We start from the raw sequence: 26,775 nt of genomic DNA on the forward strand, positions 1-26,775 counted from the left end.
GAGTTGTCGGCATGTCCAGGGAACGTGGCCAGAAGGTGATCGTGTCGAACCGCAAGGCGCGGCACGACTACTCGATCCTGGACACCTATGAGGCGGGCATCGCGCTCATGGGCACCGAGGTCAAGTCGCTGCGGTTGGGCCGGGCGTCCCTCGTGGACGCCTTCGCCACCGTCGACGACGGCGAGGTGTGGCTGCGCAACCTGCACATCCCGGAGTACGTGCTCGGCACGTGGACCAACCACACGCCGCGCCGCACCCGCAAGCTGCTGCTGCACAAGGCCGAGATCCTGCGGCTGATCGGCAAGACCAAGGAAAGCGGCCTGTCGCTGGTCCCGCTGTCGATGTACTTCAAGGACGGCAAGGTCAAGGTCGAGCTGGCGCTGGCGCGGGGCAAGAAGGCCTACGACAAACGGCAGACGCTGGCCAAGCGGGACGCCGACCGGGAGATCGCCCGGGCCGCCGGACGGGCGGCCAAGCAAGGCCGCTGGTGAGCGATGCGTGACGCGGACGTGCCCGGTTTCGTCGCCGGGCTCGGCCTGTCCGGGCTGGTCGACCTGCACGTGCACTTCCTGCCGGAGCCGGTCGAGCGCAAGGTGTGGGCGTTCTTCGACCGGGCGTCGGCGGAGTACGGCACCGAGTGGCCGATCCGCTACCGGCTGCCGGTCGCGGATCGGCTGGCGACCCTGACCGAGCTGGGGGTACGCACGTTCGCCCCGCTGGTCTACCCGCACAAGCCGGGGATGGCGGCCTGGCTCAACGAGTGGGTGCTGGACTTCGCCGCCGGCACGCCCGGCGCGGTGCCGACCGCCACGTTCTTCCCGGAGCCGGGGGTGGCCGAGTACCTGGGCAAGGCGCTGGCCGCCGGCGCCCGGTGTGTGAAGGCCCACGTCCAGGTCGGCGGGTACGACCCGCGTTCGGAGTCGCTCGATCCGGCGTGGGGGCTGTGCGCGGAGGCCGGGGTGCCGGTCGTGGTGCACTGCGGGCACGGGCCGCTGCCCGGCGAGTTCACCGGGCTGGACGTGTTCGAGCGGGTCCTGGCCCGGCATCCGCGGCTGGTGGCGGTGCTCGCGCACGCCGGGGCACCGGAGTACACCCAGGCACTGGACCTCGTCGAGCGCTACCCGGGCGTGCACCTGGACACGACGATGGTCGGGGTGCCGTTCAACCGGTCCGACGAGCTGCTGCCCGCGGACTGGGCGGCGCGCCTGGCCGGGGTGGCCGACCGGGTCGCGCTGGGCACCGACTTCCCGAACATCCCCTACGACTACGGCGTGCAGCTGGGCGCGATCGCGGACTGGGCGGCCGCCGACGACCGGCTCGGCGAGGACTTCCTGCGTGCGGTGCTGCACGACACCCCGGCGAGGCTGCTCGCTGTGGGCGAACACCCAGGGGAAACAACAACGGCCTCCGATTAGTTGAGTAAGTCAGACTCAACTTTGGAGGGTGTTTCGATGGCACAGTCGCTGACGCTCCCGGTACTGCCCCTGGACGACACGGTGCTGCTGCCGGGCATGGTCGTGCCGATCAGGCTGGCCGGCACCGACGGCGCGGAGGTCCGGGCCGCGGTCGAGGCCGCACAGGCCGCCGGCGAGGCGGGGGACAAGCCGAGGGTCGTGATGGTGCCCCGGCTGGACGGCAAGTACTCCAGGGCCGGCACGCTCGGCGTCGTCGAGCAGGTCGGCCGGCTGCCCGGCGGTGAGCTGGCCGCCGTGGTGCGCGGCACCGAACGGGTCCGCATCGGCGCCGGCACCACCGGCCCCGGCGCCGCCCTGTGGGTACAGGTCGAGGTCGTGCCGGTGCCACCGGTCGACGAGCGGGCCAGGGAACTGGCCAAGGAGTACAAGTCGCTGGTCATCACCGTGCTCCAGCAGCGCGGGGCGTGGCAGGTCGTCGACTCGGTGCAGCAGGAGGCCGACCCGTCGGCGCTGGCCGACCTCGCCGGCTACGCGCCGTACCTGACCGACGAGCAGAAGGTGTGGCTGCTGGAGACCGCCGACGTCACCGAGCGGCTGGACAAGCTGCTGGAGTGGGGCCGCGAACACCTGGCCGAACTGGACGTCGCCGAGACGATCCGCAAGGACGTCAAGGAAGGCATGGAACGCCAGCAGCGGGAGTTCCTGCTGCGCCAGCAGCTGTCGGCGATCCGCAAGGAGCTGGCCGAACTCGACGGCAAACCGGAGTCCGAGGAGCAGGACTACCGGGCGCGGGTCGAGGCCGCCGCCCTGCCGGCGAAGGTCCACGAGGCGGCGCTGGCCGAGGTCGACAAGCTGGAGCGCACCTCCGAGCAGTCCCCGGAGGTCGGCTGGATCCGCACCTGGCTGGACACGGTGCTGGAGATGCCATGGAACACCAGGACCGAGGACGCCTACGACATCACCGGCGCGCGGGAGATCCTCGACGCCGACCACGCCGGGCTCGACGACGTGAAGGAACGGATCATCGAGTACCTGGCCGTGCGCAAGCGGCGCGACGAACGCGGGCTCGGGGTCGTCGGCGGGCGGCGCAGCGGCGCCGTGCTGGCGCTGGCCGGCCCGCCCGGGGTCGGCAAGACCTCGCTCGGCGAGTCGGTGGCGCGGGCCATGGGCCGCAAGTTCGTGCGGGTCGCGCTGGGCGGCGTGCGGGACGAGGCGGAGATCCGGGGGCACCGGCGGACCTACGTCGGCGCGCTGCCGGGGCGGATCGTGCGGGCCATCTCCGAGGCCGGCTCGATGAACCCGGTCGTGCTGCTCGACGAGGTCGACAAGGTCGGCGCCGACTACCGGGGCGACCCGACGGCCGCGCTGCTGGAGGTCCTCGACCCCGCCCAGAACCACACCTTCCGCGACCACTACCTGGAGGTCGAGCTCGACCTGTCGGACGTGGTGTTCCTGGCGACGGCCAACGTGATCGAGTCGATCCCGGCGCCGCTGCTCGACCGGATGGAACTGGTCACCCTCGACGGCTACACCGAGGAGGAGAAGGTCACCATCGCCCGCGACCACCTGCTGCCCCGCCAGCTGGAGCGGGCCGGGCTGACCGCCGAGGAGGTCACGGTCACCGACGACGCGTTGCGGCTGATGGCCGGCGAGTACACCCGGGAGGCCGGGGTCCGGCAGCTGGAGCGGGCGATCGCCAGGGTGCTGCGCAAGATCACCGCGCAGCTGGCGGTGTCGGCGGTGACGCTGCCGCTGACCGTGGACCTGGGTGACCTGCGCGGTTACCTCGGCCAGCCCAAGCACACGCCGGAGTCGGCGGAGCGCACGGCGGTGCCCGGGGTGGCGACGGGTCTGGCGGTCACCGGCGCCGGCGGCGACGTGTTGTTCGTCGAGGCGTCGGTGGCGTCCAAGGACTCGGGGGCGACCGGCGTGACGTTGACCGGGCAGCTGGGTGACGTGATGAAGGAGTCGGCGCAGATCGCGCTGTCCTACCTGCGCTCGCACGGCGACGCCCTGGGCGTTCCGGTCGGTGAGCTCGCCGAGCGTGGTGTGCACGTGCACGTCCCGGCGGGCGCGGTGCCCAAGGACGGACCGTCGGCCGGGGTCACGATGACCACCGCGCTGGCCTCGCTGCTGTCCGGCCGCCCGGTGCGCGCGGACGTGGCGATGACCGGTGAGGTGTCGCTGACCGGGCGGGTGCTGCCGATCGGTGGCGTGAAGCAGAAGCTGCTGGCCGCCCACCGCGCCGGCATCACGACCATCGTGCTGCCCCGGCGCAACGAGCCCGACCTGGACGACGTGCCGGCCTCGGTGCTCGAGGAGCTGACCGTGCACCTGGCGACCGACGTCCGCGAGGTCCTCGACGTGGCGCTGGCGCCCGCCGCCGAGGTGGCGGTCGCCGCCTGACGGTCGCGATGAAAGGGGCCGGGTCTGTCGACCCGGCCCCTTTTTTCTTTGTCCCGAACGGGTCCCCCTCCGGCGGTGGATCGTCGACGATGGTCCGGTGACCCGACCGACCGCCGACACCACCGCCGCCGCCAGGTCGTGGCTGCGCTCCGAGCAGGACCTGCGGTCCCTGCTGGAGAAAGCGCTGGAGGACCCGGAGATCGGTCTGGTGCTCGACCGCGAGCGCATCTCGCCGGCCGAGGCCAGCGTGGTCGTGCTGGAGGACCCGGCGGTGCTCGGGGCGCTACGCACCTCGCGGGTGCGGTGGAAGTCGTTGTGGGAGCAGCCGTCGCAGTGGCCCGGCCTCGGGCTGCGGTCACCTCGCCTGGCCGGGGCGGCGCCGGCGGTGCGGGTGGTGGTCGCCGGGCTGATCGTGGTCGCCTACCTGGCGTTGCTGACCGTCGCCGACGCGGCGACACCGCTGTGGGCGGACGTGCTGACCTTCTTCGGCCTGTTCGCCACGGTCGGGGTGGCGGTCGGCCTGGCCGCCGAGGACGTGTGGCGGATCTCCGGCAGCGGCCGGCCGAGCGCGGCCTGGCAGGGCTACGCGCTCAACGAGATCCTGCGGCCGAGACTGCGGCAGTTCCTCGACGAGCGGCGCGGCGCCGACCACGGCACGACCCTGTCGCTGGAGCGCGTGCACGACCTCTACCAGGACGACGACGCGCCGATCGTGATCACCGAGTCGGGGCAGCGGCTGCGGCGGGTGCTGGAACGGTCCGGCTCGGACGCGGTGGCGATCGCCGGCTACCGGGGCGTCGGCAAGACGACGTCGATCGCGGCGGCGGCCGACGGGATGTTCAGCGATCCGGGCGTCGCGCCGCCGCTGGCGGTGGTCGCCTCGGCGCCCTCACGCTACGACGCGCGGGATTTCGTGCTGCACCTGCACGCGATGCTCGCCAGGAAGGTGGTGGCGCTGACCGAACGACTGCTGCGTGTGCGGCCACCCGTCCCGCCGAGGTGGCGCTGGCGCCGGGTGGCGACCAGGGCCGGCGGGCTGGCGGTGGTCCTGGTGGTCGCGTTCTGGGTGGTGGCGGCGCTGGAGAACAGGTCGGCGTCGCGGATGCTGGGCATCCTGGGGACCTACCTGGAGGCGTTGCCGCGCAACGCCGCGGAGCTGCTCTGGATCTTCGACGACCTGCCGCTGGACCCGGCACTGGGCACACCGGCCGCGCTGCTGGTGGTCGTGGTGGCGCTGGCGGTGGTCGGGTTCGCGCTCGACACCGCGACGTACCTGATCACGCGCCTGGGCGCGGCGCTGCGCACCAACGCCCGGGCGCGCACCGTGCCGGACGTGGCCGCGCTGCGCGTCGAGGCGGTGCGCCAGCTCGACCGGACCCGGTTCCTGCAGACCTACACCAGCGGCTGGTCGGGCAAGATCGGGATCCCGCTGGGCAGCTCGGACCTCGGCTGGACCCGCGGCCGGCAGCGCGCCGAGCAGCAGCTCACCCACCCCGAGGTGGTGGAGGCGTTCCGCGAGTTCGCCGGCCGGTCGGCGGCGGTGCTGGTCCGCGCGGGCGCCGTCGAGCGGATCCTGATCGCCGTGGACGAGCTGGACAAGATCGCCGAGGCGGACCGGGCGAACGAGTTCGTCAACGACATCAAGGGAATCTTCGGTATCGAGGGGTGCCTGTTCCTGGTGGCGGTGTCCGAGGACGCGATCTCGGCGTTCGAGCGGCGCGGGATCCCGGTGCGCGACGAGTTCGACAGCGCGTTCACCGAGATGGTGCGGCTCGACCCGTTCACCCTGGCGGAGAGCCGGCGGTGGATGAGCCGGCGGCTGCTGGGGTTGCAGGTGCCCTTCGGCTGCCTGTGCCACTGCCTGTCCGGCGGGCTGCCCCGCGACCTGCGGCGCACCACGATCGACCTGATCGACGTGGTCGACGACACCCGCCGGTTCGACCTGGAGTCGGTGGCCTCGGCGCTGATCGACCGCGAGCTGGACCGCAAGGCGCACGCGTTCGCCGCCGCCGTGCGCCGGCTCGACGACACCGCCGAGGTGACCGCGCACCTCGCCGACCTGCTCCTGATCGACGAGGCCCGCCGGCCGGTCGACCTGGTCGCGCTGGCCGAGCGACTCGCCCCGGGCGAGGACTCGGCGATGCCGCGAACCCGGTGGCAGAGCGCGTGTTTCGTGCTGTTCTGCGCGACCGTGCTGGAGATCTTCACCAACGACGTGACGGCCGCCGGCCTGGACAGGGGCGTCGCCCTGCTGGCCCGGGCACGGGCCCAACTGGCGGTCGACCCGCACGTGGCGTGGCGGATGGTCGGCGAGGTGCGGGAGCGGTGCGGGCTCTAGCCCCGTTCCAGGAACGTCAGCACGGCCCGGACCCTGCGGTGTTCCTCGGAGCTGGGTTCCAGGCCCAGCTTGGAGAAGATGTTGCCGACGTGCTTCTCCACGGCGCCGTCGGAGACGGTCAGCGACTTGGCGATCGCCACGTTCGTCAGGCCCTGGGCCATCAGGCCCAGCACCTCACGCTCGCGCGGGGTGAGCACGTCGATCGGGTTTCGTCGACCTCGGGCCATCAGCTGTGCGATCACCTCCTGGTCGATGCACGTGCCGCCACCGGCGACCCGGTGCACCGCGTCGACGAACTCCGCCACGTCGGCCACCCGCTCCTTGAGCAGGTAGCCGACGCCGCCGGCGCCGCCGGAGAGCAGCTCGACGGCGTAGCGTTCCTCGACGTACTGCGAGAGCACCAGCACCGGGAGGCCCGGGAGCTGCTCGCGGGCCCGCAGCGCGGCGCGCAGGCCCTCGTCGGTGAACGTCGGCGGCATCCGCACGTCCACGATCGCCAGGTCGGGGCGGTGTTCGCTGAGGGCGACCAGCAGCGCGTCACCGTCCTCGACCGCGGCGACGGTCTCGATGTTCTCGTCGGCCAGCAGACGCTGGATCCCGGCACGCAGCAGTACGGAGTCCTCCGCGATCACCACGTGCACGGCAGGTCCGCACGGATCACTGTTGGCCCACCGACGGGGCTCACCACGGTCATCACGCCGTCAATCGTGGCAGCTCGGTCGGCGAGGCCAGCAAGGCCTCCGCCCGGACGCATCGACGCGCTGCCCACACCGTTGTCGGTGATCTCCACGACGACGATGTCGCCGCTGGGCCGCGCCTCCCGCCAGGCGTTGACCTTGGCCTCGGTGGCCCCCGAGTGCTTGGCCAGGTTGGTCAGCGACTCGCCGACGATGAAGTAGGCGGTGCTCTCCACCGCGGCCGGCGGCCGGGGGTCGATCGCGACGTGCACGTCGACCGGGATCGGGCACTTCGCGGCCAGCGAGGACAGGGCGGCGTCCAGGCCACGGTCGCCGAGGACGGCCGGATAGATGCCCCTGGCCAGGTCACGCAGCTCGGAGACGGCGAGCTTGGCGTCCGAGTGCGCCTCGTCGATGAGCGCCTGCGCGCCCTCCGGGTCGGCGTGCAGCTTGGCCTTGGCCCGGCCCAGCCCCATCGCCACCGCGACCAGACGCTGCTGGGCGCCGTCGTGCAGGTCGCGTTCGATGCGGCGGCGCTCGGCCTCGGCGGCGTCGACACCCCGGGCGCGGGAGGCCTGCAGGTGCTCGGCCTTCTCGGTGAGCTGCTGGTTCTCGTTGGGGCCGAGCAGCGCCTTGGCCATCATGACGTGCAGCGAGGCCACCACCGGCAGCACGAACAGCCCGATCGGCAGCAGGATGACCCCGGCGATGGCCAGCGCGAACTCGACGACGTGCAGCGGGAAGGCGAGCAGCAGGTAGGACAGCTCGCGCCACATCTGCGGGTGCAGCAAACGGTTGCGGTAGCGGCGCCAGAACGAGCCGGTCTCGTCGCGCTCGACCGTGGGCGTCGGGATGTCGACGCCCAGGGTGGCGCGGATGAGCGCGCGGGTGCTCGCGGCGTAGCCGGTGACCAGGTAGGTCGTGGCCAGCAGCAGCGCGAGCCCGACCCAGATGACCAGCGTGCCGACCCCGACGGTGAACAGCGTGACGACCAGCACGAACCCGGCCAGGCTCAGCGGGAAGCTGGCGATCATGAACGCGGCCGCGCCGAACCCGCGCTGGACCAGGGTCTTCTCGTCGCCGGTCTTCTCGCTGGTGCCGCTGGTTTCGGGGGTGGGGGGAACTGCCACGGGGACAGCATCCCGCTCCGCCGGGTCGGGCACCAGGTACAAGGGCTCGGGGCTGGTCATCGAGGGACCGCCGAGGTCGCGTTCCAGTCGATGACGCCGGCGGTGTCGAGCGTGTGCAGGCGGTCGACACGGCCCGGGCTGGTGCCGAGCATGGCGCGGGCGTAGCGGGCGTGCAGCGTGCCGAGCTGGCGGGTGAGCATGACCGCGATGGCCAGCGCCAGGACACCGAGCGCGGCGAACGGGAGCGTCTCGAACCAGGAGTCGATGCGCATGAAGCCGTTGTTCCAGAACGTCGGGTACCAGTCGGCGGGCATCCACTGGTAGTAGACGGGGAGCAGCAGCAGCCACAGGCTGGTGGCCCACGAGGTGACCATGATGACGAACTCGGCGATGCCGACGGGCAGCATGAGCAGGTGGTAGGCCATGTCGCGGTAGGTGGCCGGGTCCTTGAAGCGGGCGCCGACGCGGCGCGCCGGTCCGGCGTCGGGCAGCGGCCGGTACGGGGCGGAGACGTAGGTGCCGAGCATGGCGTGCACCCGGGCGCGTTCCAGCTGGGCGGCGCCCCGCCAGACCAGCATCGCGCCGGCGAGGACCGGCAGGCCGACCCAGATGATGACCGTACTGACACCGACGGTGACCGTCGTGACGACGAAGACGAACGAGGCGATGCCGATGGGCAGGTTCAGCACCAGGTAGGCGAGTGAGCCCAGCAGGGGCGGGTTGGGCCGGGTGCCGTCGCGTTCGGTGGTCATCGGGTCTCCTTCGTTGTGGTGCCTGTCCAGGATCTCCTCTGGTGAGGGGGTCGGGCCATGGGGTTTCCCGCACAGTTGGGGGTGGGGTTTTCCCTACCCCCAACCGTGCGGGAAACCGGGATGATCCCCGGCGGCGGGGGCGTTAGACTGGGGACAGAGCGTGGATGGTCCACGACGAGGGGGTGAACGGTTTCGACTCTGGACGTTGATTCAGGGGAAGCGTGCAGGTGCAGGCGGATGGCCACCTCAAGCGTCGCCGCAAACCAATATGCGCCAAGGTTAATTCCAAGGCCGACGTCGCACTCGCCGCCTGAGCGAGTCGTGACGTCTGTCGGCCCGGGGTCGCCTCCGACCCGGTCTGCCGGCATCAGCTAGGAGGCTTACTGCCACGAACAGGCCGCAGGGTCGTGGCGGGACACCTACAGCGGCTGGGCCCGTCACACCAGCTGGTTCGCGTGACTGGTGGGGCCGAGTAGAGACACAGTGAACTGCGCACGGAGAAGCCCTGATGAGGCGACAGAGGACCCGGGTTCGATTCCCGGCACCTCCACGAATGGCCGGCGAGTGCTCGCGGAGAGCGCTCGCCGGGTTCGTTCCCGGATCATGTTGGGGGGCCGAGCCCCCCCAAACCCCCCACGGTGCGAGCTTCGTCGGACCCGGCGTGGTCGCTGTGGGTGATGACCAGCGCCGGTTGTTGTGTTGACTTCGGTTCTGTGGGTTAGTGGTGGGTTCGCGGCCTGTGGCTGATCCTGCTCGTTTGCTGGGGCAGGTTCGCCGGGTTGGTCGGTCAGGGTGATGGTGTCGACGTTCCACGCCCACTGGTGGTCTGGTCCGGGTCCCCGAGCCCGGACCCAAGCTGACCGCGTTCGGCTAACCGCGCAGGATGTTCAGCGTTGGCGCCGTCTCGAAGTCGCTTGTCACCGCGTACAACCACTTGCCACCGGGACCCCACGCCAGCCCGCCTGGGGCGAGAAGCTTGGGATCGGTCTGGAGGTCGGCGAAATCGTAGACCCGACTCGGGGCGAACTGGCCGTTTCGGTAGATGAACACGTCTGGGTCGTAGTAGGCGTCGACACCGGCAGCCAGCACGTTCGCGTCCCGGCTGACCGCGACGGCGTTCGGGTAGGCGCCGACGGTGTAGCCCGCGCGCAGGGCAAGGCTGTCGGTGGTGAACGACTGCAGCTCGGACGACGCACCTGCTGCGGCGTAGAGCAGCGAACCGTCGGTGGACAGCGCGATGTCCCTGAGGTTGCTGGTGGCAGTGCTGGACGCCTGCAACACGAACGAGTCACCGACGATCTGGTGGATGCTGACGTCGGCCGGTGACAGACCGGGCATCCCCACGGCGACGAGGCCCGGTCGCCCCGGTGTGGTGGCCAGCAGAGGCGCCGAGTACTCCCCGGCCACGAGGCCCCGTCGCACGTCCCCGAAGAACGGCTCGACTGTCGCCCGCCCGACGCCGGCTTCCCAGGTGGCGCAGCCATAGCTGAAGATCAGTAGGTCGCCGGTGGTGGCCAACTCCGACGGGCACACCTCGCCAACCGGGTGCCTGCCAACCTCGGCGAGGGTCAGGGTGTCGATCTCGGCGACCGCTCCGCCCCGGGAAAGCGCGACGTACAGCGAGTCCCCGTCTGGTGCGAGCACCATGCCAGCGGCGCCCGGGAGGTTGGCCATAGTCGTGACGACGTTGCCGGTGAGATCGGTGACGACGACCGAGTGATCGGTCCTGCTGCTGATGAACACGTGGCCCTGAACGCCGTCCACGACCACGGAGTCGTAGGTGGACAGCGGCAACGAAGTGGCGATGTGATCTACGGCAGCCGCTGGAGCGGTCATACCAAGAACGCCGAGCACCGCCATGAAAGCGACAAGCACAGCTCTTCGCATACAAGGTCCCTTCAACGGTACCCACACGGGTGCGTGCGGTACCGTTGAAGAATAACCCATTGCATAGTGAACTTGGTCATAATTTGCCGTGCGGCGTCGGGGATGGTTTCGACTCATCAACCACGCGGACGGGGAGCTGGGTTCCTTGTTCGGCAACCAGAACGGACTCGGCTCGGCACCGATCCACGCGACGCCACCGGCGAAACCTGGTTCAACAACGCCACATTCTGAGATGAGGCGGTCGTCAGTCGAGGCAGTGGACGGAAAGTAGGTAGGGGAAGTTTCCGAAGTTGTGGGATCGGCTTCCGGTGACGTCGAGAAACGTGAGTTCCACGCGGCGCGGTGTCGAGATGTCGGGCTGTAGGCAGGCTGGTGTGTCGTCGGTGCGCTGGGCGCCGTTGCGGTCGACCCAGAACCGGCTGTTGAGCGGATAGGTCCGAGGTTGCCCGTCGCCGCCGTCCTCGACGAACGCGATGGCCGGTCCTTCCTCGGAGTAGGACACCACGGTGCCCTGGACCAGACGAGGGACGGCGTCATCGGTGGGGACAGCGGCCGCCGCCGTCACACCACCCGCGATGACCACCGCGGCGGTCAGGCACTCGTCCAGTCCGGCAAAGGAAGCCGTGCGTGCTGGTGCCACGAAGCCAGTAGTTTCTGGAACGGAATGGCCTGGTCCACCGATCAGGAGCAGGCACGCGACGCCGTCGGTCGAACCAGCGGCGCACGACGTCGCCGAACACCTGGTGCGTTCCATCAGTTTCCCGGGGGCTGGGTGCACAGTTGGGGTTGGAGGGTGGTGTGGGCCCAGTGTTCCCAGGACTCCGGGGACCAGCCGCGGTCTCGGACGAACAGTAGGTACAGCTCGGGGCTGAGTAGGCCGAACAGCAGGTCGGCGGCCGTTGCCGCGGTCAGGTCGGGGCGGGCGTCGGGCTTGGTGACCAGGGCGACGGCGGCCGCGTGCTGCACGGTGTAGCGGGGGTCCTCGTCGCGGGGCCACTGGGCGGCGATCTCCGGGTCGGTCGCGGCGGCGGCCGCGATCAGCGGGGTGATGGGGGCTACCCGGTCGAGGATCTGCCTGGTGCCCTGGACGTGGGCGTGGAGCTGTTCGGCGGCGGTGGGGGCCGCGCACGCGGCGCGGAACCACGCGCGGTCCATGGTCGCCACCGGTTCGGTGTCGCCGGCGATGGTCGTGTCGACCACGTCCTTGAAGAGGGTGCGTTTGTTGCGGAAGACGAAGTAGATCGTCTGGACCGCCACGCCCGCGTGGTCGGCGACGTCCTGGAGGCTGGTCGTCCCGTAGCCCTGGGCGATGAACAGTTCGCGTGCCGCGTCGATGATCCTGGCGCGCGTTGCCCGTGAACGCTCAGCTCGCTTGTCCGGTCGCTTGACGGTGGCCATGGCCCAAGGGTATCTCTAGAGTCAGTCACTAGAGTTCGACTCTAAAAACAGGAGGGTCCGATGAACGACGCGCGCCTGTTGCGCCAGCCCGAGCGCGGCGAGGAACGTCAGCTGGAAGCAGCGGTCCAGCGTGTGTTGGAGGGCTACTACGAGGCGGACGCGCCGTGGGACACCGGGGTCAGCCCGCCCGAACTGGTCGCCGTGGTCGAAGGTCCCGGCGCGCTGACCCCGGGGCGCGTGCTCGAACTGGGCTGCGGTACCGGGACCAACGCGATCTACCTCGCCCGGCACGGCTGGGACGTGGTGGCCGTCGACCTGGTCGACCGCGCGGTCCGGCTGGCGGGGGAGAAGGCAGCGGCCGCGGACGTCGCGGTCAGGTTCTTGCGCGGGGATGTCACCCAACTCGACGAGCTGGACGCCCCGGGGCCCTTCGACCTGTTCTTCGACCTGAGTTGCTACTGCGGAATCCCGCCCCACCGTCGCGACGCCTTCGCCGCCGGACTGTCCGAGCGCGCCGCGCCCGGCGCCCGGCTGCTGATGTTCGGGTACGGCCCGGGAGCGTTCGACGACACCTGGTCGGGTGTCACCGCCGACGAGCTGCGCACCCGGTTCGCCAGCTGGGACCTCCTCGACGCCACGCCGGGAACCAACGACGTGCCGACCTGGTGGTTCACCCTGCGGCGGTCGACGGGGCCTATCGTCTCGGCATGAACGCTGGGGTTCGGGACGAGGCCGTTGGCCGGATCGTCGACCACGAGGGCATCGGCCACGACGAGTGCGCGCGGCTGGTCGGCGAGCTGGTGACCGTCGAACAGCTCCGTGCGGTGGTCGCGGAGTACAACTGGGACTGTGGGTACGAGGTGCCGGCGGCCGTCGTCGCGCATCCGGCCTGTGACCGGGGGCTCGCGTTGCTGCTGTTCTGGGAGTTCGACGACGGGCACGTGTTTGTCGACGGGACGTCCGAGGGCCGGTCCGGGGTCGACGATCCGATGGGGAGGCGTTATGCGCGGACGTTGGTCGACGGGCTGCGCGAGGGCCGGTTTCCCAGCGGGTCGACGGTGTACGACACCGGCTGCTTCGGGGAGCACCTGCATCCGGCGGGCAGTGGCAAGGCCCGCCTCCGCGAGCTGCGGACCCGCAGAAAACTCACGGAGTTCCCCGAGGCGTTCCTCCGCCCGGAACTCGGTTGAGCTGGTCGGGCACCGATGACGCGCGAGGAACTCGACCGGTTGTTCGTGCTGACCGCTCCGGCGCGGGAACGGGACCTCCTGACGGCCGAAGCCGGGCTGGGGCACGAGATCCCGGCGGACTACAGGTCTCTGCTGCGGATCACCGACGGACTGTCGTGCGCCGGGAATCTCGTTCTGCTCGGCGCGGCGGACATCGTGGAACGCAACCGGGAGTACGAGGTCGGGGTGTACCTGCCGGGCCACGTCATGATCGGCGACGACAGCGGTGGCACCGCGATCCTGATGCGCCAGGACCGGCCCACCGTCCACGAGGTCGACATGGGTGCCATGGACCTGACATGCCTGGAGCACAGCGCGTCCTCGCTGCGCCAACTGCTCCTCGACTTCGATGGGCGCACGCTCGGTGAGAGGACGGGGTAGTGGACGTCGTCGACGTGCTCGGTCGGATCGAGCAGATCAACAGGGCAGACGTGGACGCGGCCGAGGAGTTCGGCCGGCTGGAGCTGGGACCGCGCGGTGTCGTGGTCACGGATCTGCTGTGTGTCGACGGCGTCACCACGCGACCGGCGTCCTCGCAGGTCCGACAGTTCTACGCCTACGCGCTGTGGTGGAGGCTCTGCTCGGTCGAGCTGGAGTGGTGTGATCCGCGTGCCATCGCCGCGACCATGTCCGAGGCGCCGGTACGGGACGTGCTCGACGGCGACTTCGGGCGCGGGAACCTGTCCGTCCCGGGGATGAGCCGGTCGAACAGTGTGCTGTTCGCGCTCGACAACCGCGCTTCCCCGTTCGACCGCGCCTACCTGGTGTTCGACGCGTCGCCGGAACCCCGGGTCGTCTACGCGGGTTCGGAGGTCAGCGAGTTCGAGGACCTGCACGCCTATCTCCTGTCCTGGTACCGGACGCTGGTGTGACGCCCAGCCGGACCGCTCGACGCGTGGTTGACGACGGGTGTCCGTGGGGTCGCGGGGGAGTGGTGCACCGGGGCGGCGGAGCTAGCCTCGGTCTGCTGTGACGTCGGGTCGTCCGGGCGGAGGCGTGTCACGTGGCGGATTCGGTACGAGCCCTGCGGTTCGGGTGGTGGGCGTTGGCCGTGGGGTATGCGACGCACTGTGTGGCGCACGTGTTCATGTGGGGGGAGACGCCGGTCGGGGTGCGGGCCGGGGGGACCCTGGCCGTGGTGCTGGTGGTGGTCGTGCGGGTGATGATCGACCGGGGGAACGCAGCCTCCGGGCTCGCGTTGGCGGTCCTCGGGGCGGCGCTGGCCGCCGGGTTGCTGCTGGTGCACCTCCCCGGCTACTGGGGGCCGTTCAGCCAGCCGTGGCGTGGACAGGTGAACCTCGCGTGTTGGGTCACCCTGGGCGCGGCCGTCGCGGGTGGGATCGCGGCGTCGGTGGTGGCGGGGCGGCGGGTGCTGGTCGACCAGCGATGAGTACCAGTTGTTGACCTGTTGCGATCGAGCCCTTACGTTGGGTGAAGATTGCACGCGCTGTTGCAACCGGGAGCCCCATGAGTGCCGAGAATGGGAACAACCAGTCGGTGGAGCGGGCGGCGCGGTTGTTGGGGGTGTTGGCGGACGCCAGCCACGCCCGGCTGCGGGCCTCGGATCTCGCCGAGGCCGCCGAGCTGGGGATCTCCACCACCTCCCGGCTGCTGGCCACGCTGGAGTCGCTGGGGTTCGTCGAGCGGGATCCGGTCAGCTCGCTGTACCGGCTGGGGCCGCTGGCGTTGCGGGTCGGCGGGGCGGCGGCCAACCAGCAGCCGGTGCACCGGGAGGCGCGCCAGGTCGTGCAGAACCTGGCGGCCCGGCTCGGGCTCGGCGTGAACGTGGCCCGGCGTGACGGGGACCGGCTGCTCTACCTGCTCAACGCCGAAGGCGAGCTGACGCCCCGGTCCTTCACGCTCCTCGGACAGGGGAACCCGTTGCACGCCACCGGACTCGGCAAGTGCCTGCTGCTCGGGTGTAGCCCCGGGCAGCGGCGGGAGCTGCTGGGCGGGCTGACCGCCTTCACCGCGCGGACCGTCACCGGCCTCCGCGAGCTTGAGGCCGAGCTGGACGAGGTCCGGGCGCGCGGGTACGCCACCGAGGTGGAGGAACTCGCGCTCGGGCGGGCGTGTGTGGCCGCGCCGATCCGGGACCGGGCCGGCGCGGTCGTGGCCGCCGTGTCCGTGTCCGGATCGCTGTCGGCCCTGGATCTGGGGAACCGGCGGGAGGAGCTGGGGCAGATCGTGGTCGAGACCGCCGACACCGTGAGTACCGCACTGGGCTACACCGCGACCGTGCTGGTCACCTGAATCCCTGCCCGTCCCGGACGAAGGAGTCTTCATGGGACGTGTCGTGCTCGCCTGTCTCGCGCTGCTGCTGGCGGCGCCCGTCGCCGTCGCCGCTGTTGACGTCGCCGAGCAGGTTCCCTATCGGGTCGACGGTTCCAACCAGGCCGGTTGGTGGCGGCCGGTCGACGAACTGAACGGTTCGGTCTACGTCGCCTACAACGCCTGGGGCGGGCCGGGGCCCACCAACGGCGGCGCGAACGACACCCACACCGTCTACATCGGACGGAAGGCGCCGGACGGGACCTGGACCAGAGGCTGTCTACCGGGCGCCGGTGGGGCGTGCGCGGTGTTCCCGGACGACATCGGGCACAAGCAGCCCTCGATCGCCGTGGACGGCGACGGGTTCGTTCACGCGTTCGTGTCGATGCACGGCGACAACTGGATCTACTACCGTTCCGCCAGGGCCGGGGACGTCACCAGCATGGTGAACCGGTCGGCGACCATGCCCGACCAGGGTGACGAGTACACGTATCCGAACCTCACGCGGGTCGACGGCGGGGACGTGTACCTCGTCGTGCGGGCGTATCCGGAGGGGCGGCTGTACCGGTGGGACAACGCGGCGGACCGGTGGACGCGGGTCGCGGTGTTCGCGCGGTCGGCCGGCTACGTCGCCTACCCGGACGACATCGCCGGTGACGGGGACGGGAACCTGCACCTGTCCTGGGAATGGGCCCACGGCGGTGCGGACTCCCTGCGGCACCTGGGTTCCTACCTGAGATACGACCTCTCCAGCGGACGGTTCCACAACGCGGCCGGGGCGGTCGTCGCGGTGCCGGCCGGGGTCACCAGCCCGGTGGTGTACCAGCCGGTCGAGGGGTCCGAGGACCAGACCGACCGGGACGACGCCACCGGCCCGCCCGGGGTGCAGAGCGCGAAGTTGGCGCTGTCCAACGGAAAACCCGTGCTGGCGTACCGGTACCGCGGTGTCCGTGGTGGACGCTGGCAGGTTCGGGTCGCCGAGTGGACCGGGGCGGCGTGGCAGCGGCGGACCGTGTACGCCGGCGCCTACGACACCCACGCCGCGATCGACGTGACCGCGTGGGGCGGCGGGCTGCGGGTGTACTACGCGAAGAAAGCGACCGCCAGCGGCGACCAGGCGTTCGCGGCCAGCCCGTCGGGCAGCGCCTGGGCGGAGACCCCGTTGCTGCCGGGCGTGAACGTCCAGCGGCTGGCGGTGATCCGGCGCGCCGGCACCGATCACCTCTACCTCACCGCGCCGACCGATCACCAGCTGCACGTCCGTGTCAACACCTGGTAACCCGGAGGTTCTCATGCGCTGGAGAGTTCTCGCGGCCACCGCCGTGGCCGTCACCGCCCTGACCGTCGCACCGGCCGCGGCGCAACCGCCCACGACCGGCTACACGCTGGTGTTCAGCGACGAGTTCAGCGGGAGTGCGCCGAACACGTCGGTGTGGAACTTCCGGACCGACGTGAAGGCCGGCAGCGCCCAACGACCGTCGAACGTGACGGTCGGCGGTGGGCTGATGACGATCGACCTGAAGGCCGAATCGCCGCCGTACCAAGGGAAGAACTGGAGCGGTGGCGGCCTGGTGAGCAAGCGGGCGCTGCGCTACGGGTACTACGAGACGCGGGCGAAACTTCCGGCCGTCGGCGGGTGGCACACGTCGTTCTGGATGATGGCGGGAGACGGGAGCACGACGTTCGGGCCGCAGCGGCGGACCGAGATCGACGTGCTGGAGAACGACTCGGTCAACGCCCGGACCATCCACAGTGGAGTGCACGCGTGGAACGGCGAGGGTGATGGCGGCCACCACCCCGGGTCGACCTACGATTCCGGACTGGACCTGCGGCAGTGGCACACCTACGGCGCCGACTGGTCCGAGACGTCCGTCAAGTTCTCTGTGGACGGTCAACTGCGGTACACCGCGCCGTACACGCCCGACCAGTGGACGCACGACTACCTGAACATCTGGCTGACCAGCATCGCCTACCCGACGACGGCCAACGGCCCGTCGACCGCCCAGTTCGACTACGTCCGCTACTGGCAGAAGGACTACTACCTGGACAACGACGGCCCGGCCGCCTACGGCTACGGCGAGTCCGGGGCCTGGTACGACTCGACGGTCGACGGGTGGAACTTCACCTCGCCGAGCCGGTACGCGACCTGCCACACCGCCGGCAACACGGCGACCTGGCGGGCCCGTCTCGGCGCGGCGGGCAGCTACCAGGTGTACGTGTGGAAGATCGCGCACTCCGGCAGCGACCCGAACACCCGCTACGACGTGGCCCACCAGGGCGGGGTGGCGACCACGCGGGTGGACGGCACCGGCGGGTCGAGCGGCTGGGTGTCGCTGGGAACCCACACGTTCGCGGCCGGGGACAGCGGGTACGTCCGGCTCACGTCCAGCGGAACCGGCTGCGCCCGCGCCGACGCGGTGAAGTTCGTCCGGCGGTGAACGGGCGGCGAGTTCGCTGGGTTTCGACGCCCAGCGGCTCCACCGCCAGCTGGTGCGAAATCCGGACCGGTGCCTGAACGAGCATCACAGGAGGCACCGCCGGCTGCACGGATGCCCCTGGTACCTGGCGAAAAGGTTGGTTAGTCTCGTGACGCGGCGGCGGGGGGCCAGAACGTGTCCCCCAATCCACGGCCGTCCTACGCGTCGTTCATCCCAGGGATCTTCTTCGCGTCCACGGTGCGGCCAGCGATCGTGCGGCCGTCCTGGCACTCCTGGCGCGCGCGAACGTTCCGGTTCACCAACGGAAAGCGCGGAGGACGAGGTGTGCAAGGAATTCCCGGCGTCGGCGATGCCAGTCACCGAAGGTTCGACGGTGTACGTGAAGAATCTCCCGGTGGACGGTGAGATCACTCGGATACTCCTCAAGAAACAGGTCAAACCGCAGGACGAGGAGGACACGCAGCCCCATCTGAGACACTGGTGGTTGATGTTCCACGTGAAGGGTCAGACGTGGATGCAGGTCGACCTGATTCAGCTCAGGTACCGCATAATCTGGGACGCCGAATATGCGGAAGCGGAAGGCATCAGGTTCGAGGAGAAGGCGGTGCCATCCGGCCTCACCGCGCACCAGGTCGTGGCGGAGGTCAACAAGATCGCCGCGGCCGAAAGGATCTACTACAACCCGGTCGTACCGAATCCCCAGTACCGCCGGTACGGTTGCCACGACTTCGCGATTCTGCTGGCGGAACGCCTCGGCACAAGCCTGTGAGGCGCCGCCCTTCGTTGATCGCCGCTGTCCCACTCGGTGTGTCGGGGCTCTCGTCCGTGCGTGTCGCGGATCAGGGACCTGCCCATCCGCGGGGTGCGCCGGACCGGACACGGTAGCGTTCGGGCGTGGGTCGACCATCCGTGCGCGCGCTGGACGGCGTGGGCACGGTGGTCCGGCTCGGGCTGGCGGCGGTGTGGCTGGTGTCCGGGGCGATCAAGGTCGCCGACCTGAACCAGGCCTACGTCGCGGTGCTCGCCTACGACGTGCTGCCCGCCTCGGTGGTCGGTGTGGTCGCGGCCGGTGTGCCGTTCCTCGAGGTGGCGCTCGGGGCGTTGCTGCTGGTCGGGTTGGGGACGCGGGTGGTCGCGGCGGTGTCGGTGGTGGTGCTGGTGGCGTTCGTCGCGGCCGTGGCCCAGGCGTGGGCACGCGGCCTGACGATCGACTGCGGGTGTTTCGGCGGTGGCGGACAGGTATCAGCCGCTGAGACGAACTATCCGTGGGAGATCGCGCGGGACGTGGGTTTCCTGGCGCTCGCCGGCTGGCTGGTGGCCCGGCCGAGGACCCTGTTGTCGCTGGATGGTTGGCTGACCGGGGCGTCGGTCGACACACAGGGAAGGACGTAGCGTGGGTGGAGCGGAGCGCAGCGCGCGCAAGAAACGGCAGGCAGCGGTGGCGGGCCGACCCGTCACGCCACCCCCTTCCCCCGCCCCGGCCCCGGCCCCGGCGCCCACCCGCCCGGCCGGCAACCGGAAGAAGATCGTCATCGGCGCGGTGGTCGTGGTGCTGCTGGCCGCGGCGGTCGTCGGCGGCATCATCTACACCAACGCGAAGAAGAACGCGACCGAGGGCCAGACGATCGCGGTGTCGCGGGTGGACGCCGGCTACCCGGCGGTGCGCCAGGGCGCGATCGTCACCGTCGGCCAGGACTCGGCGGACACCATCATCGACGTGTTCGAGGACTTCCTGTGTCCCGCGTGCCGCTCGTTCGAGGAGACCTACGGCAAGCAGATCCACGAGCAGCTGGCCGAGGGGACCGTGCGGGTCCGCTACCACATGCTGCCGATGCTCGACGACCGTTCGGATCCCGCCGGCTACTCGATGGACTCGGCCAACGCGGCCCTGTGCGCGGCCGACGCCGGCCAGTTCCCGGACTTCCACCAGAGCCTGTTCGACGCCCAGCCGGCCGAGGGCGCGCGCGGCTGGGACAACCAGCAACTGGTCCAGCTGGGCACGAACGTCGGCGTCACGTCCCCGGAGTTCCGCTCGTGCGTGGAGTCCGGCGAGTACGACGACGCCGTGGCCGCCCATTTCGCGGAGGTGCGCGAGATGTCGTTCCTCCAGCAGGAGGTCGACGGCCAGCGCGGCTTCGGCACCCCGACCATCGCGGTGGGTGACACCGTGGTCAACACCGGCGACGAGAACTGGCTGAAGAAGCTGGTCGACTAGCTAGCCGAGCCCGGGCAGCGGCGGTTCCCCCTCGGTCCACCGGACGAACCGCCGCGCCTTGCCCACCTCGGTCCGCGGCACCGTCCCCCGCGCGACGACGTGCACCACACAGGTGATCCCCAGCCGTTCCCGCAACGCCCCGACCAGGTCGTCGCCGAGGCTGCCGGCGCTCTCACCTCTCGGCTCGACCACGACCCGCAACTCCGCCCGCGCCGCCACCCGCCGGTCCTCGACCACGAGGTAGTGCGGCCCCACCCGCTCGTCCCCCAACACGACGGCCTCGATCTCGGTCGGGAACACGTTCACCCCCCGAACCACCAGCATGTCGTCGGTACGCCCGAGCACCTTCGACATCCGCCGCAACGTCCGGGGAGCCCCCTCGACCGGCCCCGCCAACGTGGCGACATCCCCCGAGCGGTACCGCAGCAGCGGCATCCCGGTCTTGGTGAGCGTCGTGAACACCAGCTCACCCGGCGTCCCGTCCGGCACCGGTGTCCCGTCCGCGTCGACCGCCTCCACCAGGAAATGATCCTCGGCGACGTTCAACATCCCCCCGGAGTCCAACGACTCGCAGGCAACCCCCGGCCCGATGATCTCGGAGAGCCCGTAGATGTCCAGGGCGCGCAGCCCGAGCAGCCGCTCGATCCGCGCCCGCATCCCGTCGGTCCACGGCTCGGCGCCGAAGATGCCCGCCCGCAGGCTGTCCACCCGCAGGTTCGCGGCCGCCAGCGCCTCCCCGAGATAGATCGCGTAGGAGGGCGTACACGCCAGAACATCGGGGCGCAGGTCGACCAGCATCCGCACCTGCCGCTCGGTCATACCGCCCGACATCGGCACCACGGTCGCGCCCAACCGCAGCCCCCCGTGATGCACCCCGAGACCCCCGGTAAACAGTCCGTAACCGTAGGCGTTGTGGATCGTGCTCGCCCGCGTCGCCCCGGCGCCACCCAGCGCCCGAGCCATCACTGAAGCCCAAATCCCCACGTCCTGAGCGGTGTAGGGCACCAACGTAGGCCGCCCCCCGGTCCCCGACGACCCGTGCACACACACGATGTCGTCCGGGTCGGCCACCCGCAGCCCCTCCGGGTAACGCTCCCAGATATCACTCTTGGTGACCACAGGGAGCCGAGGGAGATCGTCCAGCGTCAGCCCCTCACCCCGCGTGACACCGGCCTCCGCCAACCGAGCGCCCTGCACCCCACCCGCCGCAAGCAGCCGGTCGACGAGCGCCCGAAGCCGCAGCTCCTGCACCTCCCGCCGCAGGTCAGGGCTGATTCCCTCAGCATCCGGCTCCACCAACAACCCACCCTCGGCGATCACCACCCCGGTCTAGCACGCCCCCGCCCCCGACGGAACCACCAACCCCGACTGAGACCGTTCCAGACGGATCAGGTAACTTGTACACGCACGCCCGAGAGGGCGTACGGGGCTGTAGCGCAGCTGGTAGCGCACCACACTGGCAGTGTGGGGGTCAGGGGTTCGAACCCCCTCAGCTCCACTCATAGATGGTGTACTGAATCGCCCGTTGACCTGCGAGAACATGGTCGGCGGGCGATCTTGTTTTGCTGTCCATTATGGACAGGGAGACGCTGACTGGAGCAAAACTGGAGCGCGGTCGTTGACCCTCTTCAAATGGGGTCACGTCCTGCTCCAGTCCGCTCGGCGCAGGACCGCACGTGGCAGCCGCTACCCAGCGTCTGGCCGACGAGGCTGGACCAGCGAGGGCCTGCTCGTCCTTGTCCCTCGACACCTCTTCGGGCGGTTCTGGTCGTGGGATGTAGATGGCTGGGTTCGTGTGTTCGTCAAGTCGGGTTCTCGCGTTGGTGGGTCGGTCGGGCGCCTGCACGATGTTCGGATCGTCGTTGCGGGCATCGATCGGTGGACGTTGAGTGAACTGGGGTCGTCCGCCACGATCATTCTCGCCGGTCGGGCCAGTCGAGCCGCTGAGCTTGATCAGCCTGGGTGGAGGTGCGGCAGACCTGGCGTTGCTCCAAGCCGCCGGGTATTCCGGTGCCGACCGCTGTCCAGAATCTTTGCCGTTGATGTCTCCCCAGGGCGCCGTTGGTCGAAGGGGTGCAGGTGGATTTGGTGGCCCTGACGATCTTGCGTCTCGGCGGGCCGCTCTCGGCGCGCCGCCTGCTGGGCCAGGAGTTTCGCCTACGCTATCGCGCCTGGATGTCGACGGGATGAGCTCGTTGTACGGGGACCAGTGGTCATGGTCGCCAGATTTCGCTTACGGTGAATCCGATTTCTCGAACTCATGCGGAGGCCGACGTGTTGCAGCAACTCGGGAAAATGGGTGGGCTAACGGGGCGAGGCGCCCATGTATATTGACTACCCGCAGGGTCTGTGTGGCGCATGTGGACGAAGCGGGGCGGTGAAATCGATGGCTCGACAAGTTGGGATTAGTGAACTGACAGTTGTATGACCCGGAGGCTCTACGGTGCTTGTACCATGAGTGAGTTGGTGCTGGTTTGGGATAGCAATTTCGTCGAAATCGAGAACCAGCTGCCCACGTTTGCCGACGTTGTCGAGCGAATATCTCTACTCGACGGTGTAGGTAGCACGCTTGTGACGCTGTATCGTGGCCAGGCACATTTTGCCTGCGGCGGCTCGGCGAAAACTGGACTGGTTGTCTATGCAACTTTTGACAGTGCGGTATTCTGGCAACTTGTCAGTTCGAGAGAATCGACTGCGGGTGAGACCACTGTTGTCGCTGGTGGGCAGACGGGAGCTTATTCTGCTAACCATGTGGTTGACCTTGTTGCCGCAACGTCGGCAGCTACCGCGTTCTTCAAGGCGGGGATACTTGCCACGGATCAGGCCTGGGAAAAGCAGTAATGATCCTTGGGTGTGTCGAACCCCCTCAGCTCTACAGTTGAATGGTTTTCAGAATCGCTCGTTGACCTGCGAGTATCTGGTCAGCGGGCGATCTGTTTCTCTGTCTGTTGTGGATTGTGGCGCGGAAACCTGGAGCAGAACTGGAGCACGGCCCATGACCGTGTTCAAACGGGGGCAGGAATTGCTCCAGGTGAGGTGTTCGGTGTCGCTGGTGAAGGGTCTTTGGTGTGGTCGCTGATCGCGTGGACGTCGGGGTGGTCGGGGATGGTCCCCTGCGTCTGCGGGTTGTGTGTGTGGGGCGTTGGGACGTGATCTCGTGATGGTTCTGCGGGTTTGGAGCCGGCCCTGTTTGGCGGCACGCTGATACCAGTGCTGAATGCGGCACGCGGAACGTTGGTGGCGGTGTTCGGTCGCGGTCCAGTTCGACCCCGAACCCGCTGGTTAAGAGCCTGCGGTTAACGATGTCAGCGGGTGATCGACGAACTGCGCAAGCCGATCTTCCGCGAGGGGAAGTACTTCGACATCGTGGGCGTCGGCCCAGTGAACCGCTGGGGCTGGCGCAGGAAACGATCTCCCCGCACCGGCACCGCCATCTTGTGCAGACTTTCGTCCGTACGACCAGCACCGTTCCGACGGCACGACCCCAGCTGGATGGCCGCTTACAGCACCGACCCCGTCGGGCTGCTCGACCAACAACCGTCAGTCTGAAGAGAGCTTGAGCGGGGCAGGTCCGTACGCCATAGCCGCTCAGGTGCCAAAGAGCAAATACTTGACCAACTGTCCATTGTCGAGAAGAATGCGATGCTGAAAGACAAGAGTCTCGTTTATGGACTCTACGGGCATGGCCGGTACCCTGGTGCGGCGTACGCAGCGCACAATATAGGCATCCTGTCCGATCTGGGGTGAGAGGTGGTGAGAATGTCGGCCGCTCGGTCGCGAATGTTAATCAGCGGGGCAAAGCTTGTTGGCGAGGATTTTTCGAATCGAAAGGAGAAGTGGTGGGTCGTCGCCGGCTCCCGGCTCGACCACACCCGTCGCGGGCAGCAGCAACTATTGCTGTCCGCACACGACTTCACCAGCAAAGACGGGACCAAGGAGCGTGCGTGGGCACGCCTGGCCGAGGTCGTCCGCACGATCCTGACGCACCGGCACAGCGGAGAAAAGAACCCTGAAGGAGAGTCCGAGGGATCCAAGACGCTTCGGGTAACCCGCCGCGCGGTACGAGGCCACGACTGCGTCTACTTCCGAGCACCGGACGCGGACACTGCCATGCCCACAATCGGCTACCCAGGTGGACCGTTGACGCCGGACACCGGTCAGGCCTTCGACGGAGTCGACGCCCGGGGGATCGAACCGTTCCTTGCGCTCGGAGAACTGGTTGCACTGGCCCAGAACACCCGATGGCACCCTGAGCACGTGCCATTCGTACTCCTCTGGCCACCGGCCGAGGACGAACCGTCCTCTCTGGAGGAGTACGAGGACATGCCAGAAGACTCCCCATGGAAAACTTCGCCCGCCACACTGCAGGAACTGGGAGTGTCCGTCCGAGAATCGCTCGCCTCGATCCCCGATCACGAGCTACCCGGCCTTGCGACACGCTGGGCACATGGCGAGAACCTCAGTCAGTACAGCGACAGCACCCCCAACACGATCCTGCCACTGGTCACCAACCTCGTCGCACTCGCACGACGAGCACGCGACACCAACCAGATGCTTTACGTGTGGAGCCGACGCTATCTCGGATAGCCCAGCGCAACGTCCCTACCTACCCGATGAGGTGATGGCGTTGCCCCCGGATAATGGAGTCGGGTTGGTGGAGTCGATGGCTTGTCTGGGAGGCTGGCGATCATGCCGAAGTCTTATTCTGCCACCTTGCAGAAGCTGTGCATCATGGGTACCAGGTGGATGATGACTGAACGTCTAGCAGTACGGGCCTTGCTTGAAGCGAATTGGTCACCTGATCGTCGTGTCGACATAGTCGAAGATTTGAATGCGTTCAGGATTGACGGGTTTCCAGTCTTTCCCGTTGTTGTCGATTTTCTTCAACGGTATTCTGGTATAGTTATTCATTTCGATCGCGCGGGGTACCGTGATGTGCTGTCATTTTCCGGCAAGGGTGCCGGTGGTGCGATTGAGGCGGATCGGGTTGAGATCTATTCGCGACGTGCTGGAGTGCTATTGGCGCCCGTTGGGGAAGCCTATGGTGGACATCTCATTTTGATGATCGGTGAAGATGGTAGTTGGTACGGTGGGTATGACAATGAGTTTGGATCACTGGGAGGTAATTTTCTGGACGCGTTAGAGAATTTGATCTTGGTTGAGGGATTTGTTCAGCGTCTGTGACTGTGTGCCCCTGCGTCTGCGGGTTGGCGTGTGGGGGGCGTGATCCGGTGATGGTTCCGCGGGTTGGAGCTGGTCCTGTTCGGCCGGATTTCGCTCGTTGAGAGGCGCGCTGATACCAGTGCTGAATGCGGCACGCGGAATGTTGGTGGCGGTGTCCGGTCGCCGTCCAGTTCGACTCGAACCCGCTGGTAAGAGCCAGCGGTCGGGTGTGTTGGAAGGTGTCGGTCTGTGTCGTTTCGGCAGGTAAGTGGCGTTCGTGTGCCGCTTGATGCCATGGCGTGCCGGCTCTGTTCGCCACCGTGGAGCACCCATCTTCGGTGACAGGACGCCTGGAGCGGCGGGCGCTGAGGTCGAGTGACCCGTACCGTGTTGACGTAGATCAACACGTGTGATGACCTGTGGAAACATGGCTCCTGCTGGTCAGTGAACGTCCGTTCATGGTAGGTGAACGCAGGTCGAGGTGGTTCAGTGGTGGGCCGGCTCCCCGTAAGTGATCACTACGGACATCGATGGGCGGTCGTCACCCGGAACCAGTTTGTGCAATTCATGAGTGATCGAGGAATCGGTTTTGACTATAGACCATGGGGTTAATATGACTGAATGGAATCCGGTGTTGTATCGGGGTAATGGCGCATGGATTGGCATCATGCCTGATGGGCGCATCGGGGTAGGTACAGAGTCGGAAGGGCGGGCTTCCCTTGTTGACGCCAAATTTGTTCCTATGTGGCCTTACCTGGAACAGGATCTTTCCAGAGTGCTGGCTGAGTTTTCTCGCTGGTGGCTAAAATTCGACAAAGGAGGGGTTTCAACACCTGAGAGGCTCATGGAGCTGACGGTCGAAACTGCATGGAGGTCTGGCCGGTTGTACTGGATGCAGCTGGCTGCTGGGTGGGTGATCGAAATGACTCGACGAGATGAGTTCGATCAAATATTGATCCAGAGTCTAGTTTCCGAGATAGTGGTCCGGGGGGATCTCCCGTTGGAAATACGAGATCGCGCGCAAGATGCAATCGGATAGAATATGTTGTAGTATATATTGGGGCCTCGGGGTAACGGAACATGGGCTTGATAGTTTTTCCTAATGATCATCTGTGAACGGTGAACAATAAAGTGACGACCGCCAACGATGTGGCGTTTAATGTGCCCATAGGCTAGTGAGCACATGTGCTCGCTGGTGTAGGCTGACGCGCGTCTGTGTTCGCTGATATTGGGGAATAACGATGACAGGAACGCCGGTTGTGCTGGCTCGCGAAGGCAATGTGGCCCAACTTTCCCTGGTCATCTCGTTGGTCGCCCTGGTTATCGGTACCGTGTCGATCGGAAACGCGGCGGCTAGGCTGCTTGCCGGACTCATGCCGGCGTGGCGAGCTACGCGTATCGAGCTTGTCACAGCACTACAGTGCTAGGGCCTGTGTCGAGACGGACTTCGGCGTGT

27 protein-coding genes, 1 tRNA gene and 1 other RNA gene are annotated in these 26,775 nt (G+C 68.3%); 22 read left to right on the plus strand and 7 right to left on the minus strand.

All coding sequences use genetic code 11. From position 1 onward, the window contains the following. The first annotated feature begins 11 nt into the window (after positions 1–11). The 4 genes from smpB (at position 12) to BLA60_RS20675 (ending at position 6,159) form a co-directional block, all read left to right on the plus strand. The gene (smpB, locus tag BLA60_RS20660) at positions 12–491 is read left to right on the plus strand and encodes an SsrA-binding protein SmpB (RefSeq protein WP_075134597.1); all 480 of its coding nucleotides are present in this window, start codon (positions 12–14) and stop codon (positions 489–491) included. A gap of 3 nt (positions 492–494) precedes the next feature. Continuing rightward, positions 495–1,415 (plus strand): amidohydrolase family protein, encoded by a 921-nt coding sequence (locus BLA60_RS20665; RefSeq protein ID WP_075134598.1) that lies wholly within the window; start codon positions 495–497, stop codon positions 1,413–1,415. A 36-nt stretch (positions 1,416–1,451) separates the two neighbouring features. Further along, positions 1,452–3,821, plus strand: a complete 2,370-nt coding sequence (lon, locus tag BLA60_RS20670; protein WP_075134599.1) for an endopeptidase La — start codon at positions 1,452–1,454, stop codon at positions 3,819–3,821. Positions 3,822–3,918: 97 nt separating this feature from the next. After that, positions 3,919–6,159 carry a hypothetical protein gene (locus BLA60_RS20675; protein WP_075134600.1) on the plus strand — a complete coding sequence of 747 codons (2,241 nt, stop codon included), beginning with the start codon at positions 3,919–3,921 and terminating at the stop codon, positions 6,157–6,159. Here BLA60_RS20675 and BLA60_RS20680 read toward each other — a convergent pair. From BLA60_RS20680 to BLA60_RS20690, 3 genes are all read right to left on the minus strand, one after another. Further along, positions 6,156–6,800: a response regulator transcription factor gene (locus BLA60_RS20680; RefSeq protein ID WP_075134601.1), complete on the minus strand. Its 645-nt coding sequence runs from the start codon at positions 6,798–6,800 to the stop codon at positions 6,156–6,158. The two genes, BLA60_RS20675 and BLA60_RS20680, sit on opposite strands and share 4 nt — an antisense overlap. Further along, positions 6,788–7,870, minus strand: coding sequence for a sensor histidine kinase (locus tag BLA60_RS20685; protein ID WP_084735169.1), 1,083 nt, complete (start codon positions 7,868–7,870; stop codon positions 6,788–6,790). Before BLA60_RS20685 ends, BLA60_RS20680 begins: the two co-directional genes overlap by 13 nt. Positions 7,871–8,022: 152 nt before the next feature. After that, on the minus strand, positions 8,023–8,718 hold the full coding sequence (locus BLA60_RS20690) for a sensor domain-containing protein (protein WP_075134602.1): 696 nt from the start codon (positions 8,716–8,718) through the stop codon (positions 8,023–8,025). A 178-nt stretch (positions 8,719–8,896) separates the two neighbouring features. On the opposite strand from BLA60_RS20690, the gene ssrA reads away from it, so the two are divergent. Beyond that, positions 8,897–9,271, plus strand: a transfer-messenger RNA (tmRNA) gene (ssrA, locus tag BLA60_RS20695). 317 nt (positions 9,272–9,588) lie between these two features. Here the strand turns inward: ssrA and BLA60_RS20700 are convergent. The 3 genes from BLA60_RS20700 to BLA60_RS20710 all read right to left on the minus strand — a co-directional run bounded on the left by BLA60_RS20700 (position 9,589) and on the right by BLA60_RS20710 (position 12,003). Further along, positions 9,589–10,593 carry a YncE family protein gene (locus tag BLA60_RS20700; protein ID WP_162292988.1) on the minus strand — a complete coding sequence of 335 codons (1,005 nt, stop codon included), beginning with the start codon at positions 10,591–10,593 and terminating at the stop codon, positions 9,589–9,591. Positions 10,594–10,849: 256 nt separating this feature from the next. Continuing rightward, positions 10,850–11,359, minus strand: coding sequence for a hypothetical protein (locus tag BLA60_RS20705; protein ID WP_154814478.1), 510 nt, complete (start codon positions 11,357–11,359; stop codon positions 10,850–10,852). Further along, the gene (locus BLA60_RS20710; RefSeq protein ID WP_075134605.1) at positions 11,359–12,003 is read right to left on the minus strand and encodes a TetR/AcrR family transcriptional regulator; all 645 of its coding nucleotides are present in this window, start codon (positions 12,001–12,003) and stop codon (positions 11,359–11,361) included. The genes BLA60_RS20705 and BLA60_RS20710 overlap by 1 nt, the downstream gene beginning before the upstream one ends. 60 nt (positions 12,004–12,063) lie before the next feature. On the opposite strand from BLA60_RS20710, the gene BLA60_RS20715 reads away from it, so the two are divergent. The 11 genes from BLA60_RS20715 to BLA60_RS20765 all read left to right on the plus strand — a co-directional run bounded on the left by BLA60_RS20715 (position 12,064) and on the right by BLA60_RS20765 (position 20,156). After that, on the plus strand, positions 12,064–12,714 hold the full coding sequence (locus BLA60_RS20715; RefSeq protein ID WP_075134606.1) for a class I SAM-dependent methyltransferase: 651 nt from the start codon (positions 12,064–12,066) through the stop codon (positions 12,712–12,714). Further along, positions 12,711–13,193: a DUF4274 domain-containing protein gene (locus BLA60_RS20720; RefSeq protein WP_075134607.1), complete on the plus strand. Its 483-nt coding sequence runs from the start codon at positions 12,711–12,713 to the stop codon at positions 13,191–13,193. The genes BLA60_RS20715 and BLA60_RS20720 overlap by 4 nt, the downstream gene beginning before the upstream one ends. Positions 13,194–13,208: 15 nt before the next feature. Next, complete coding sequence (locus BLA60_RS20725; RefSeq protein WP_075134608.1) at positions 13,209–13,613, plus strand: SMI1/KNR4 family protein; 405 nt, start codon at positions 13,209–13,211, stop codon at positions 13,611–13,613. Continuing rightward, a complete protein-coding gene (locus BLA60_RS20730; protein ID WP_075134609.1) occupies positions 13,613–14,104 on the plus strand; it encodes a hypothetical protein in 492 nt (163 codons plus the stop codon). The genes BLA60_RS20725 and BLA60_RS20730 overlap by 1 nt, the downstream gene beginning before the upstream one ends. A 131-nt stretch (positions 14,105–14,235) precedes the next feature. Further along, positions 14,236–14,622: a hypothetical protein gene (locus BLA60_RS20735; RefSeq protein WP_154814479.1), complete on the plus strand. Its 387-nt coding sequence runs from the start codon at positions 14,236–14,238 to the stop codon at positions 14,620–14,622. A 77-nt stretch (positions 14,623–14,699) separates the two neighbouring features. Beyond that, positions 14,700–15,485, plus strand: a complete 786-nt coding sequence (locus BLA60_RS20740) for an IclR family transcriptional regulator (RefSeq protein ID WP_075134611.1) — start codon at positions 14,700–14,702, stop codon at positions 15,483–15,485. Positions 15,486–15,516: 31 nt separating this feature from the next. Beyond that, positions 15,517–16,782: a BNR-4 repeat-containing protein gene (locus tag BLA60_RS20745; RefSeq protein WP_075134612.1), complete on the plus strand. Its 1,266-nt coding sequence runs from the start codon at positions 15,517–15,519 to the stop codon at positions 16,780–16,782. A gap of 13 nt (positions 16,783–16,795) precedes the next feature. After that, positions 16,796–17,941, plus strand: coding sequence for a glycoside hydrolase family 16 protein (locus BLA60_RS20750; protein ID WP_075134613.1), 1,146 nt, complete (start codon positions 16,796–16,798; stop codon positions 17,939–17,941). A 322-nt stretch (positions 17,942–18,263) separates the two neighbouring features. Next, the gene (locus BLA60_RS20755) at positions 18,264–18,710 is read left to right on the plus strand and encodes a hypothetical protein (protein ID WP_075134614.1); all 447 of its coding nucleotides are present in this window, start codon (positions 18,264–18,266) and stop codon (positions 18,708–18,710) included. A gap of 125 nt (positions 18,711–18,835) precedes the next feature. Then, positions 18,836–19,333 (plus strand): MauE/DoxX family redox-associated membrane protein, encoded by a 498-nt coding sequence (locus tag BLA60_RS20760; RefSeq protein ID WP_075134615.1) that lies wholly within the window; start codon positions 18,836–18,838, stop codon positions 19,331–19,333. A 1-nt stretch (position 19,334) separates the two neighbouring features. Beyond that, a complete protein-coding gene (locus tag BLA60_RS20765; RefSeq protein ID WP_075134616.1) occupies positions 19,335–20,156 on the plus strand; it encodes a DsbA family protein in 822 nt (273 codons plus the stop codon). Here the strand turns inward: BLA60_RS20765 and BLA60_RS20770 are convergent, their stop codons facing one another. Beyond that, entirely contained in the window at positions 20,157–21,479 is a 1,323-nt protein-coding gene (locus BLA60_RS20770) for a phenylacetate--CoA ligase family protein (protein ID WP_342744766.1), read from the minus strand. A gap of 102 nt (positions 21,480–21,581) precedes the next feature. Here BLA60_RS20770 and BLA60_RS20775 point away from each other — a divergent pair. From BLA60_RS20775 to BLA60_RS43440, 6 genes are all read left to right on the plus strand, one after another. After that, positions 21,582–21,654 (plus strand) — tRNA-Ala (locus BLA60_RS20775). 956 nt (positions 21,655–22,610) lie between these two features. Further along, positions 22,611–22,997, plus strand: a complete 387-nt coding sequence (locus tag BLA60_RS20780) for an Imm1 family immunity protein (protein ID WP_162292989.1) — start codon at positions 22,611–22,613, stop codon at positions 22,995–22,997. A gap of 471 nt (positions 22,998–23,468) precedes the next feature. After that, complete coding sequence (locus BLA60_RS45615) at positions 23,469–23,705, plus strand: hypothetical protein (RefSeq protein ID WP_245812077.1); 237 nt, start codon at positions 23,469–23,471, stop codon at positions 23,703–23,705. Positions 23,706–23,915: 210 nt separating this feature from the next. Then, positions 23,916–24,743: a hypothetical protein gene (locus BLA60_RS43435; protein ID WP_154814480.1), complete on the plus strand. Its 828-nt coding sequence runs from the start codon at positions 23,916–23,918 to the stop codon at positions 24,741–24,743. 102 nt (positions 24,744–24,845) lie between these two features. Then, positions 24,846–25,340: an SUKH-3 domain-containing protein gene (locus tag BLA60_RS20785; RefSeq protein WP_154814481.1), complete on the plus strand. Its 495-nt coding sequence runs from the start codon at positions 24,846–24,848 to the stop codon at positions 25,338–25,340. Between the two features lie 550 nt (positions 25,341–25,890). Continuing rightward, positions 25,891–26,358, plus strand: coding sequence for a hypothetical protein (locus BLA60_RS43440; RefSeq protein WP_154814482.1), 468 nt, complete (start codon positions 25,891–25,893; stop codon positions 26,356–26,358). Positions 26,359–26,775: the final 417 nt, after the last annotated feature.

This window comes from Actinophytocola xinjiangensis (genome assembly GCF_001921215.1).
In the GTDB taxonomy this organism is placed as follows: Bacteria; Actinomycetota; Actinomycetes; order Mycobacteriales; family Pseudonocardiaceae; genus Actinophytocola; species Actinophytocola xinjiangensis.